The sequence below is a fragment of the Nostoc sp. genome, from assembly GCF_036917775.1.
Taxonomy (GTDB): domain Bacteria; phylum Cyanobacteriota; class Cyanobacteriia; order Cyanobacteriales; family Nostocaceae; genus Nostoc.
Window position 1 is genome coordinate 19,538 of sequence record NZ_JBALEQ010000073.1, and the last position, 12,650, is coordinate 32,187.

The window sequence follows — 12,650 nt, forward strand, 5'->3', positions numbered from 1 at the left end:
TTTTGCTAATACTTCTGCTACAGTTTACGCTGTCTGGTTTCCGTAATGAAAGGTAAAAATACTGAACTAAGTTTTATTTTAATTTAATTATTATTCCAGAAATAAATATTATTAATGATGAACATAGACTAATATGGATAGTCTTTAACTGCTAGTAAAGAAAATTAGCAAATTCCACTCGCGTTAGCTTAAAATCTAAGCTGTTGCTGTATTTCTAACTTTTTACCTCAACAATGTCTAAAGATTTTTCTGCTGAGATTAGTTCGCGCATCTGCCAGCACATGAATGACGATCATGCTGATGCCATAGTTCTTTATGCTAAAGCTTTTGGTGGTGTAACAGATGCACTCGCAGCAAAAATGTTGTCAATTGATGCACAAGGTATGGATTTGACAGCGCAAGCAAATGGTGAAGCTGTTCCAGTTCGCATTCAGTTTGATCATGTTTTAGTGGATGCAGAAGATGCTCATCAAACTCTCATTGCAATGGTGAAGCAGGCGCGGGTGAAGGCAAAGTAGAAATTGGTAATTGTTATGACTAATGGTAAGGCGTAGAAGCGTAGCGGAAAGCTGGATACGTTTACTTTGCTCCGGCCTTGTCGTCAAACATCGTCTAAGTCCTCATTAATGAAATAATTAAACGTCCTAACCCTCCCAAACCCAAGCCAAAAACTGCGGTTCCCACCAAAATTAGCACAGTGTGAAACTGGTTAAAAAACAAGAGTAATTGATTTTTTGCTCCAACTAAACTCCAAGCACCAGACCAAGCTATACCCACGACTATTGCCCAAATTAGAGTCAAGGTTATTCCGCCACCCATAACCAAACCTAAAACTAAACCTACACCCCAAGTTAAGATCCAAGCCCAACCAAAACCTTCAGCCCAACTCATAACATCAACCCGATTCCAAGCTAAACTCCAAGTTAAAGTTAGAGCTAAAACTATCAAACTAGCTCTCGATAAAGCTAAAGCTTTGCCATTAGCTAGAGCCGCATTCATTCCAAAAGCATCAGCCCAAAGTGGAGTCAAGGCAAATAAGAAGCCAACTAGTGCATAGCAAAATAAACTAAACATCAATCTCGCCCAAAGAAGAGTGTTACTGTTCATAAGTAAAATATAGCGATCGCTTCAATTTGTTAAGGTTGTGATACGTTCTCACAATCTTAATTATCTAAAGCAATCTTACTTATCAGAGCAACAACCAAATCTTTAAGATTGGATGCCTTAAATCAATCGTGGGTATAAGCTCCGACTGCATTCGTCTCCCTTACCCCTTCCTTGACTACTGCGGCATAAGGCTTGGCTTGAATAATTTCAAACTTCCAGTCTGAAGAATAATCAGGTAAATCATAGCCAACACTCTTAACATGAGCCAGCGTCAACTCATCGCGTTGATGCCAAACAGCAAATATGCTTTCCCTGCCATCATCAAGCGTTTCTAGGTCGATTTTATAAACATCATTTACCCGCTTTAGTTTCAAGCCCAACAAATTTAAGAGTCGGCTGAGTATTTTTATTGCCGAAACCTGCTCTTTTTCTCCGACTAAGTTAATACCAAGCGCCCTTTTAATATGCTTACTATGCTGAAAAACAATATTTTTAAGCATTATTAAATCTGGATTACTCTCGGTAAACTCTCGTTCTGCCTCAAGAAATTCAAGTATTCCCAATGCTCTCATCGCTTCAACTTTGAGCGTATAAGTTTTTAAATCTGGGAGAAAAACTTTTCCCTCACCCCAAGACAATTGTTGATGCCATTCTTGCTGGTCTCTAACGTGAAAATATTCACTTTCGTGAGTTAGATAATAATGAATTAACAGTTGACGATAATATCCTTGGTCATCCTGCAATTTTAGCCAAGGAGTAACTTCTACACCATACCTTTGTCTGAGAACATATTTATTAATTTGGTTACGTTCTCCATCAGTTAGAGAATGCTTTACTAGTAGCTGCTCATATTCTACATAATCGATATCTTTAGCATTAGCTACAGCAGTTGCTACTGATAGTTGATTTTGCTGCTTAATATCCTTAATTTTGCGTTTAATATCTTTAGCTTTTTGACGGCTTTGCGCCCAATCTTTTTGAACTTTGACAATTTCTAAAACTAATCTTCTGCGGGTAGATAAATCATCGGCATCAGTTGCCAAAAATGCAAGGCGTAAGTCTCGAATAATATTATTATGAACAGCATTACTCCGCATTTGAATTTGATGCCCATCAGCAATCAAACCATCTTGCATCGATTGACGATAGAGGCGGATAGAAGCATTTACCCGTGCAGATAACTTGGCCCAAGTTCGCAAATGAATCGGGTCATGAACTAAAGGTAAATCTACATCTATTTTATGTAGTGGACTAAGCAAAGCTAAGTTTTCTTTTTGATTTTCTTGATACCAGTCAGATAGCAAGCGATAATTTGTACTACCACTACCAATTAAGCCAATACCTCGTTTTGCACACCAAACAACACGCGGCACATCATCTCGCACTCTCGCTAATGCTTGTCTTGCTTCCGAGTCAGGAATTACCCCTTGAAAAATGCCATAAACTCGGTCGAAATGTTGGACATCAATACTAATTCCTGTACCTAAGCTAGGCGTAACAAAAACGCCATCATATTCAGAGATTTTTTGATTGATTGCTGCAATAAAATCAACGGCTGCGTGTCCAGGTGTGTTTGTAGTGTGGCTACTAACTACCAAAGTTTTAGGAAATTGCCGTCGTAATTTTTGTAAGCGTTCTTTGAGATAACGTTCGATTGTTTCACAACTATAACGCCCTGCGCGACTATCGGTAGTAACATAACATTTACGTCCAGCAAGTAAATCTAATTCTAGTTGGTGAATTAGCGGTGTTGGGTTCGGCGAATCGTAAAAAGTTACATCCCAACCTTGTTGAGGCTTCCATTGATTGAGAACTACCCAAGGCGTTAATTGAATTCCGGCTAATCCCTGTAGATATTCAAGTGAAACATCTGATAAATCAGCATCTTGGGCAATTACTAAACCCCCTGTTGTTAAAACTGTGGAAATTAGTTGCTGGAATAATCTTAATATTTTTACACGTTTATGTTTACAAGTATTACTGTTTAGTAGATGCCACAAAGATTGCTCTACTTCATCTAAAATTATTATTGCGCCGTGCCAATTTTCAGGATTAAGTTTCCAAATGGAATCAACGCACAGTCCAAGGGATTGCTGTGGAGAGAGTGAACGCAGGATGGGAGGAGCGGGGGTGAGTGTTTTATTAATCCTTTTATCCCCATCTTCTTTATGCTTTCCCCATTGAATACCAATTTTTTCGCACAAAAATCGTCCTAGTAAAATTCTGTGAGTAATTAATAAAACGGGTTGATTTCTAATTTTTGCTTGCTGAACAACGGCTTGCAATGCTGTAGTTTTGCCTGTTCCTTTTGCAGACTTGACTCCTACTAATCCCGAAGTTGGAAAAGGAATTTCACCTATAAAAGGTCGATTCAATGTGAGAGCAGCAGGAATAGTTAACTCAGTATGGGGTTTAGTTTGAGCAAGATAAATTTCTAAATCAACACTTTGCCGATAAATTTTCTCGAAACTAGTTGCACCTTTCGCAACGATAAACTCATCAACCCCTTTTTCTATTCCTGGAAGTTCGATAACTTTAACAGGACAATTTTCTTGCTGGAATAAACAACCAAGTTGAGAAATAGCATTATTTACAGCAGCAATTGTTTTAGGTTGAGTTTCAAAATCAAAACAAATATAAAAGCTACGCTTTGTAATTGCAAACGCTGCTAAGTCAGGAATTAGCTGACGACGGGTAACTTTGCCAAATTCATCTTTAACAACCCGATAACCACTGGTAATTCCGGGAATAGCAATAGCTGCATATCCTTGTGTCAACAGCGTTGCTGCTTTTTTCACACCCTCGCAGAGAATCAGGGGAATGTTATGTTGCATCACCCATTGCCAAAAGCCTCTAGCTTCACCATCAGCAGTAATGGTGATATTTTCAGGCATGACCAGATTGTAACGTCCAGCAACTTGCTGCCACACTTGCAGCGTTACCCGCAAACAAAACACCCGCGTTGGTGTGCTAGGGGGATGCTCGTATTTGATGGACTTAGCATTGTGATTCTGTCGGGGTTGGTTTGGTTTAAAGCATCCCCATTCCATCATTTGCCAATTATTCAAAGGGTCTAGTCCCGAACACCACCAACCCCCTTCAGTAATATGAGCATAACGCTGCAACCAGCCAGCTTTCACCATTCCGGTATTGGTGCGGGGGAGTAGCTCAGAAATCAATAGATACTCATAAGCAGTTACGCCTTGGAGCGACCTAAAATTGAGTTGCACTAAGTGTAATTCTATACCACTACTCTTGACTAATTCTTCAAGGTGTTGGGGGTGTAAATAGTGCAGATGCATAGGGAAAGACCCGAAGAGAAGACGATGAGATTAAAACATTAACACGCATCTGTTTTTTTTCTATAAGCGAGATTGCTAGGCTTTAATGATGCTTTTTTTACTTCGTCACGGGAGACACATCGGTTAAGCCTCTAGTAGGTTATTCTGTCTACTAGATCCCCAAAGTAATAATTTTGTATTGTGATATTTGTTCTATTTTAATTTTTATTTATCAGTAAATCTCTGCGTTAAGGAATGCGATCGCTTGAGGGGTTGCTACAAGCAGTGCTATAGGGTAACATTTTGCAAGACAAGCGTTGTCAAGAATCGCAGACCCACACTGGCTTTTAGCTATGTGCTATTTCAATAGTGATATCGAGCTTGAAGAAAATCAATTCGGTCATCACTTACTAGACATCTCCAAAATAGTAACGTTCTGTGGTAGGAGAACATTAGAGAGCTTTTTGGACACACAAACATGAGCGATATCCTGAACTACATTGAAGGGAACAAAAAAGAAACACAGCGCTTAATTGGTCTGGAGTATGAACAGTTACAACAGTTAATCCAAAATGCGGAACGATTACATCACGAAAAACAAGCGGTTTTAGAATCAAAAAAAGTGAGAATTATTTCTGGTGGTGGAGGTCGTAAACCAAAACTATCTATAGCCAAACAAATAATTTTAAATGAAAGTTTATCTCCAACACATGACAACCTTTCAACTTCTGGGTATCCAGTTTGGAGTAAGTGAATCTACAGCTAATGATACGTTTAATTATTGGTTGCCTACTTTACGAGAACTAAGAGAGCTTCTAATTCAGCTATTTCATCAGTAAACTCTTTTTCTTCAACGGGAACTGTTACCCATCCAAGAGATGACACTGCTTTCCAACGTCGATGTTCACTGATGATTGTACCCTCTGGTGTAACAATAAGCGGTTTGACCCATTTAGACCTTTCAATATCTTGAGCTAATTGCTCAATATCTTCGTCGCCGTAAATACTGTCATTTTTTGGATGGGGATGAAGTTCAGTAACTTTGCGTTCTTTAATCTGAATGTTTGTCATTGAGGCTAATTACAAAGTCATACTTTGTCTAATGCACTACTTTAATCTAACGGTGGTATTAATGTATCAAAAATAGCAAATAATCAAAATATATTGCTTGTCTGAGCTAAAAGGCGATCGCACCTCTTAAATTAAGACAACTAAAACGCGATCGCTCCCTAATCCAGTATTATCTCTCTTAGACGTGTGAGGATTGATAGATTGGTAAATATTGGTTCATAAACATTGGACAACTAATTTAGTACTAAAACAAATACTTTATATAGGAGTTTTGCCCAAATAGCTACTTATATAGATAGTTAAAATTATACCAAAAATTTTACGTATTTTGTCAATCATCATTCAGTCAATCATAGCAAGTTGCTACTTTTGTAAAGCAATAATAAGTATGTATTTTTGCTGAGTTCTTAAATAAACATCTGGTATGGGTACTAAAAATCAGGTTTTGTGGTAGTTTTATCAGAAACACTCAATTTTTCGCCCATAAACTTGGATATCAAACTTTATTGGGAAATGCGGCAGATATCCAATTGATGAATTTCTATTTGAATATACTATATAGCTTTTATGAAAATGACTTTTATCAATTGAGAAATTGATTACACAATATTGAATATATACATTTGAATCAAACCAAAAAAACGATTGTCACTTTTTCGCAGATATTAATTTTTTAATAGTATTAGTCATGGAAAATAATAAAATAGTATAAATAATAGCATGGAAAAAAGTGTTATTAATGCCAGCCTTTCTACTCAGAACCTAACTTTTCGTCCAGGTGATACTCCTGTATCATTTGAGGTAACTGTCAATAATGACAGCGATCGCTTTGTCAATTTTCAGGTAGAAATTACCGCCGCCGGGGAAACCCGAAACACTGGATACCGATGGTATCGACTCGAACCAGAGGTAGCAGCAGCTAAACCACCAGGAAGCAGTACCATATTTCAAGTCTTCATATTCAATACACCCATTCCAGGATTTGTCGGTACTGTCAACCTGATGGTTAATATTTTTTCGCCGCAATTAGCACAACAGTGCAGACTTGTGCTGCGTCTGAAAATCGAACGAGATAACAGACCAACACACTTAAGTGTCGAATTGCCTGTGCGAGAGTTTCAAGTTTATCCCCGAAATTCAGTAGATATACCAGTACGAGTGCGGAACTTAGGGCAACAACCAACGGATGTGGGGCTACGTTTTACAGGCGTTGATCCATCTTGGCTAGCAGGTAGTGCAGAACGCCGATTATCTCTAGATCCAGGTGGATTAGCAGAAGCCACATTTCAATGTCAACCTCCTTCTGTAGTGCAAGCACCCAGCCAAAATTACCCTTTTACTATTGAAGCTGTTAGCAATAATGGTTATCCAACCAGTGCTGAAGGCAACATTGAAGTCTTACCAGTGGGTTTTATAGACTTTACCACCACTCAAAAACACCTCAAAATTCCTAGTAAATCGGCATGGCTGCCTGACTGGAAATCTGATACAGCTTCCTTTGAATTACTATTTAAAAACGCTAGCAACCTCAACCAGCAAATTAATGTCCAGGTACAGGGTAGAGACTGGCGAAAATGTACTTTCAAAAAGCTTCCTGAAAATGCCAATCTCCATTTAGGAGAGACAAGTAAGGTCATCCTTGATGTTAAAACAAAACGCCCTTGGGTAGGAATCGGTAAAACTCTTTTATTAGAAGCTAAATCTGAATTATCCGACCAACGTTTAGGGAGTACAGACCCCGCCACGCAGACATTAGAAGTGGAGGCTTTGCCAATTATACCTCTATGGCTACAGCTAGCTGCGATCGCACTTTTAGCTGCACTCCTAGCATTAATACTGCAACCAAGAGATATAATGCACACGCGTTCGGTAAACTCAATACGCTTTAGTGGTATTGGTTTATCTGTGGTCAGTGGCTCAGATGATTGCACATTAAGACTTTGGAGAATTGCTGCTGATAGCTTAGGCCCCGATGACACAGTAACATACGCTGGGCAACCCGTAGCTTGCGACCAACGGCAACAGCCCAAAGGTTTAATGGCGATTACCGATGATGCTGTAGAAGTCTTACGCTTCATGCCATTACAAAATGATCGTGTTGCCGTTGGTCTCGATAATGGTGTAATAGAACTTAGAGATGTACCATCAGGTCAAAAGATTAGCGAACTTCAAGACCTTAAAGATTCTAAAGCAAAAGGCGATCGCGTCTTTGACTTAGCTTTTACCTCCAACTCACTTAACTTATTCAGTGGTTACGGCAGTGGTAAAGTTAGATTATGGTCAAGATCAGCGCCTAACAGCGATTTTCTGCCAGAACCGCAAGTTATCGACGTACAAAGTACATTGAAACTATCAGGTTTCCAAGTCCGGGCATTAAATCTCAGCCCAGATGCAAAAACTCTAGTAATTGCCGGAAACTTTAAGCGTTTCATCTTGTGGCAGTGGAACCCAACTCAATCTGATAAAAAATTCCCAGGTTTATCAGTGCAAAATCTAGAAAAACTAGACCCATTAGTTGGGCGTGAAGACTATATTTGGGGATTGGCTTTTGTTCCTAACTCGACAGAAAAAATCCTAGCAACCTCCGATTCAGCAGGATTCATTACGATTTGGAATTTGAATCAGTGCCAAACTCTCAAAAATCCCAATCCGCAGGAAAAATTTAATGAACTCAATTGTTCGCCAATAGATCGCTGGCCAGCATCAAAAACATCTGTGCGTAGTCTTGCATTTAGTGATGATGGTAGTTTGCTAGTAAGTGGTGGCGATGATGGACGAGTGGTGCTTTGGTACTTAACTCCCGAACATAAGCTTGACAAAATAAAGGCAGCAGAAGGTAAAACAATTTACCAAAGCTCTAAAAAAATCAATAGTATCGACTTGAAAACTAATCAAGGAACCATGATTGTTAGTGGTGGTGAAGATTTTCAAGTCAAACTACACCGCATCAAATAAGAGAGTCAATGATATGCAAGCTAAATTCAATCCACTGCAAGTTATTATCAACCCACCTGGAATTCAATTTGGAATGCCAGGAGATACTATTGAACTCTATGTTGTTGTAATCAATCAAGGAGGACAAGATGCGGTTATTGACTTACATTTTGTTTTTGACGAAGTATTTCAAAATTTAACCGGTTGGTCTAGTTCTCCTAGAGAAAGTTTAGCATTAGCTTCCCAACAGAATAGCGACGAAGTAAGATTTGAGTTTCAAATTGCCGCAAATACTCTTCCCGGAACCTATGACTATACATTAGTCGTAGATTCACCTCTACATTATCCCCAAGATACACCCATAACCTTCCCAAACCAAATTAAGGTTCTGCTACAAGAACAGACTGCAATTCGGGTGAATGACCCGACATTTTCCATTAGACCTAACACCAACCCCAACAAGCCGCTAATTTTTAATCCTAGTGAGCCTCTGCAAGTAGAGGTTATAGTTGATAATCGCTCTTATCTCGTCGATAGGTTCCGCTTGAGTTGTCCAGATTTAGACGAAGACTGGTTCACAATTAATTACCCTGCAAGCGGATATGAGGGTTCTGGATTAGTATCGGAAGCTACTGCACTAGAATTGAACCCTGGTACTAAAGGTCAAATATTGTTGAAATTTCACCCACCTGGGGATACACTCGCTGGAAGCTATTCTCCGACAATCCGCTTGTATTCGGAGAATTCTCCTGACTTAGTATTGCTAGACTTGGTGTACATTCAAATTCCGACAAATTATCGCTTAGATATAGAACTTCATACGATTTTGGGACAAGTTAGCCGTAGTCTAGGCAAGTATGAATTATCACTAGCAAACCAGGGTAATATTGTCCGCGAACTGATATTAAGCTTAAAAAGTCGAGACGAAGAAGAACTATATACTTACAAATTTGATCCGACTGAAATAAGATTATTACCAAATAGAAGTGCTGTGGCCAACTTGACGGTCAAACCCAGACCTTGGTGGCGAAAACCGTGGTTTGGTGCAGGGTTAGTGGTAAACTTTCAACTCGACATCAAAGACCAAAAAAATTTACCCCTACCTAACACATTTCCTCAAGGCAGCTTGATATGGAAACCTCGTCCTTTGTGGCAATTTATTCTGTTAATTTTGGCAATTTTGGGATTATTGGGAGGGATAGGATTTATCATTTGGCGAATTTTAAATCCCGATCCTTTAAAATTAGAAAATTTTAGTGCAAAAGACTCTCAAATTACTGAAGGTGATGAGGTTGCTTTGAACTGGGAAATTCACCACTATAAACAATTGCAAAAGTTGGTTCTGACCGCTAAAGGTTCCCAACCCATTGAGCCTATTATTTATGACTTTAGTAATGGCATTCCTGAAGCACTGGGTAAGGGAAGTACACCTCTTTGTCAGATACAAGAAGGACAAGAGCTTATTTGTAGTAACGTCAAAACTGGAGTGAAAACAAAAGGAAATTACACTTTTGAGTTACAAGCCTCTTATCAAAATGGTATACAATTATTTTCTCGAACTAATCAAGTAGCAACTCAAACAACCCAAGTAGAAATAGCTGAGAAACCAATTGCTGAAGTTGTTAATTTTCAAGCCGATAAACCACAGTATACAAAAGGTCAAAATATTCTTTTAAGTTGGACTATCGCACGTCCATTACTGCTACAACAAATTCAAATTGGTGGTAGTGCAGATGATGAGACATCTTACGGCGAACCAATTACTTATAAAATTAATCAAGGTAATCTTGCAGACCCTAAGCTCAAAAAGCTATGTACACAACAAAATCAAGAACTACGATGTACAAATATTCCTATACCTGCATATAAAGCCGGAAAATTTGCCTTTCAAATCAAAGCTTTTTCTAATGGAAGTCAAAAAAATAGTTTTAAAAAGACTGAATCTAAAATAGAAATTTTACCAAAACCATTTAGGATTGTTTCTTTCACAATCAACGGTAGTGAGCAACCAAATCTGGTTCTCAACGAAGGAACAACTGCTACCCTGAGTTGGAGAGTAGAAGGGGAAAAAGAAAATATTCAAGTTAAACTTTTGCCATACGGCGATGAAGTTGCATTAAGTGACTCAAAGCAGTTTCCAGTTAATCTAGCCTTCCCACCTCAAATTACGCTGCAAGTTAATGATATATCTAATAAGCAACCGCCCCAGCAAAAAGGATTTGTAATCACAGTCCTTAAAAAAGTAGTACCTACTCCTATACCTAGCATTAACCCAATTCCACCTAACCCATTTCAAAGCCCCTTACCTTTGAGGTAAGTTTTATCAGGCTCTTAGGCACATTCTCGATAGGCTGTGAAAGGTTGCTTGCCCTATTTCCAACTAACTCAATTCTTATTTTTCTGGAAACCTCGATGTCTTCGCCCATTTTGAAACAGGGGTTTTCGTAACGGTACTACCTCCGCTTCATTACTCTCGCGTGCTACCCGAATCAGCAACCCAGCAGCTATTAAGCTAGCAATCATAGAATTACCACCATAACTAAACATTGGTAAAGGTAAGCCTGTAGTTGGTAGAGAACCTGTAGCCACACCAATATGGAGCAGTGATTGTCCTATCATCAAAATTGTCACGCCGATCGCTACCAATCGATGCACTATATTTTTAGCCTTCAGCGCCACAATTAATCCGAGGGTGGCGAATGTAGCTAAAAGTGCCAACAATACCATACTACCAACAAAGCCAAACTCCTCAGCGAACACGGCAAAAATAAAATCGGTATCCTGAATGGGTAAATAAAACAGTTTTTGTTGAGAAAGCCCAAACCCGGCTCCCCAAGTCTTACCAGAACCCACAGCTAGTAGACTTTGCACCAATTGGTAGCCATCTCCTGTAGCATCCGCCCAAGGATTGAGGAATGACATCACCCGCTTACGCTGATACTCTTTTATGCTAATACTGAGTATCGCCAACATTACTCCGCCAATTGCTGTTCCTCCCAGGTACTTGTAAGGTAAGCCAGCCGCGAGAGCAATTAGCCAAATAGTCATGCCGCAAAGTGCTGTTGTACTTAAGTTGGGCTGGGCAAGAATTCCTAAAAGTACCAAACCGAAAATACCCAACCAAGCAAAGCGAACCCGCCAACTGATACGTTCCCATTGACCAAAAAGCCGCGCACTTTGCAACACCAAAAAGGGTTTAATTAATTCTGAAGGTTGAATAGGAATTGGCCCAATCGCAATCCAACGGGCTGCGTCAAAAGCCTTTTTTCCCAATCCTGGGATTAGTGTGACGAAAATTAATGCCAAGAACAGCAACAAAAACCAATGGGATACTCCCAGAATTTTTTGTAACGGTAAATTAACAATAATATTAAATCCGATTAAAGAAACTAAGACCCAAAGTAGTTGACGCTTAAAGTAGTACAGTCCATCACTCTGACGTGCATCAGCGACGGGATAGGAGGCTGAAAATAGCATTATCAAGCCGACAAACAGCCAAATCAACGTCAACCAGCGCAACAAACGCGCTTCTAGTGCCCAGTTCGACACTGAACTATCAAAAATTGGAATCAGGCGGCGTAGATTCACAAGCAGTACAGGTAAAAAGTTAGGAATTAGGAGTTAGAAATAAAACTCATAAATCATAACTTATAACTCATAAGTAGTCTTTAAAACTATAAATTTTAGAGTTATTAACTTCAAGACACCGTTAGTTAAGTAAGTTGGCACAATAAAATCAAACTATGTAAAGAAAAATGAACTAGGCTAAAACTCTTATGCTTATTGCCTATTCCCTACTACCTTATCCCAACGACAATTATTTACGCTCACTTACTTATATATAATTTTGCGATAGTCTAATTTTCCGAAATAAAAAACAGATTTTTTATAGTATTAATTCTCAACAAAAAAGAGGTTTTTTTCAACCTCTTACCAATTCCCTAAAATAATATTCTATTTACAGAATTACGACAAGCCAGTATTAGCACCTTGTTTACCAGTTGCCAATTCCACTTTGATAATTTTACCGCCTGCTTTTTGAATACGTTGCTGTTCACGGAACCAGTTTTCGTATGGAACTAGCTTAGTGAAGTAGGTATTTTGTAGTTCGCGTTGGGTACGAATTCGGGTTTGGCTGGGAACTAGAGCAGTAATTTTAAACAAACGGGACATATTTTGAAAATCTCCTGTAAACTTTGTGAAAACTTTTTTTATCTCAAAATCTTGAGTGCAAATCTTTTAATCATTCCAAGGCTG

General features: G+C 38.9%; 10 protein-coding genes. 5 read left to right on the top strand and 5 right to left on the bottom strand.

The genetic code is table 11. The features are described from left to right. Positions 1-233 precede the first annotated feature (233 nt). A complete protein-coding gene (locus V7K69_RS13070) occupies positions 234-518 on the top strand; it encodes a DUF2470 domain-containing protein (protein WP_335034933.1) in 285 nt (94 codons plus the stop codon). Positions 519-612: 94 nt separating this feature from the next. Here V7K69_RS13070 and V7K69_RS13075 read toward each other — a convergent pair whose 3' ends face one another. Beyond that, a complete protein-coding gene (locus V7K69_RS13075) occupies positions 613-1,074 on the bottom strand; it encodes a hypothetical protein (protein WP_335034935.1) in 462 nt (153 codons plus the stop codon). A 155-nt stretch (positions 1,075-1,229) separates the two neighbouring features. Beyond that, on the bottom strand, positions 1,230-4,409 hold the full coding sequence (locus V7K69_RS13080; protein WP_335034937.1) for a plasmid replication protein, CyRepA1 family: 3,180 nt from the start codon (positions 4,407-4,409) through the stop codon (positions 1,230-1,232). Between the two features lie 457 nt (positions 4,410-4,866). Between V7K69_RS13080 and V7K69_RS13085 the strand changes: the two genes are divergently transcribed. Beyond that, a complete protein-coding gene (locus V7K69_RS13085) occupies positions 4,867-5,142 on the top strand; it encodes a hypothetical protein (protein WP_335034976.1) in 276 nt (91 codons plus the stop codon). Continuing rightward, entirely contained in the window at positions 5,099-5,227 is a 129-nt protein-coding gene (locus V7K69_RS13090) for a transposase family protein (RefSeq protein WP_335034972.1), read from the top strand. Before V7K69_RS13085 ends, V7K69_RS13090 begins: the two co-directional genes overlap by 44 nt. Here V7K69_RS13090 and V7K69_RS13095 read toward each other — a convergent pair. Continuing rightward, complete coding sequence (locus tag V7K69_RS13095; protein WP_335034939.1) at positions 5,178-5,459, bottom strand: ParB/RepB/Spo0J family partition protein; 282 nt, start codon at positions 5,457-5,459, stop codon at positions 5,178-5,180. The two genes, V7K69_RS13090 and V7K69_RS13095, sit on opposite strands and share 50 nt — an antisense overlap. Positions 5,460-6,179: 720 nt before the next feature. Here V7K69_RS13095 and V7K69_RS13100 point away from each other — a divergent pair. Both V7K69_RS13100 and V7K69_RS13105 read left to right on the top strand, forming a co-directional pair. Further along, a complete protein-coding gene (locus V7K69_RS13100) occupies positions 6,180-8,414 on the top strand; it encodes a hypothetical protein (protein ID WP_335034941.1) in 2,235 nt (744 codons plus the stop codon). Between the two features lie 13 nt (positions 8,415-8,427). Beyond that, a complete protein-coding gene (locus tag V7K69_RS13105) occupies positions 8,428-10,710 on the top strand; it encodes a COG1470 family protein (RefSeq protein ID WP_335034943.1) in 2,283 nt (760 codons plus the stop codon). Between the two features lie 68 nt (positions 10,711-10,778). Here V7K69_RS13105 and V7K69_RS13110 read toward each other — a convergent pair whose 3' ends face one another. Together V7K69_RS13110 and V7K69_RS13115 are read right to left on the bottom strand one after the other, a co-directional pair. Beyond that, entirely contained in the window at positions 10,779-11,981 is a 1,203-nt protein-coding gene (locus V7K69_RS13110; RefSeq protein ID WP_163934309.1) for an FtsW/RodA/SpoVE family cell cycle protein, read from the bottom strand. Between the two features lie 378 nt (positions 11,982-12,359). Next, positions 12,360-12,566 carry a phycobilisome linker polypeptide gene (locus tag V7K69_RS13115; RefSeq protein ID WP_012411143.1) on the bottom strand — a complete coding sequence of 69 codons (207 nt, stop codon included), beginning with the start codon at positions 12,564-12,566 and terminating at the stop codon, positions 12,360-12,362. Positions 12,567-12,650 lie beyond the last annotated feature (84 nt).

Bases quoted from the DNA above. Each gene is read 5' to 3' on its own strand.
- V7K69_RS13070 (WP_335034933.1), top strand. From the start codon at position 234: ATGTCTAAAGATTTTTCTGCTGAGATTAGTTCGCGCATCTGCCAGCAC.
- V7K69_RS13075 (WP_335034935.1), bottom strand. From the start codon at position 1,074: ATGTTTAGTTTATTTTGCTATGCACTAGTTGGCTTCTTATTTGCCTTG.
- V7K69_RS13080 (WP_335034937.1), bottom strand. From the start codon at position 4,409: ATGCATCTGCACTATTTACACCCCCAACACCTTGAAGAATTAGTCAAG.
- V7K69_RS13085 (WP_335034976.1), top strand. From the start codon at position 4,867: ATGAGCGATATCCTGAACTACATTGAAGGGAACAAAAAAGAAACACAG.
- V7K69_RS13090 (WP_335034972.1), top strand. From the start codon at position 5,099: ATGACAACCTTTCAACTTCTGGGTATCCAGTTTGGAGTAAGTGAATCT.
- V7K69_RS13095 (WP_335034939.1), bottom strand. From the start codon at position 5,459: ATGACAAACATTCAGATTAAAGAACGCAAAGTTACTGAACTTCATCCC.
- V7K69_RS13100 (WP_335034941.1), top strand. From the start codon at position 6,180: ATGGAAAAAAGTGTTATTAATGCCAGCCTTTCTACTCAGAACCTAACT.
- V7K69_RS13105 (WP_335034943.1), top strand. From the start codon at position 8,428: ATGCAAGCTAAATTCAATCCACTGCAAGTTATTATCAACCCACCTGGA.
- V7K69_RS13115 (WP_012411143.1), bottom strand. From the start codon at position 12,566: ATGTCCCGTTTGTTTAAAATTACTGCTCTAGTTCCCAGCCAAACCCGA.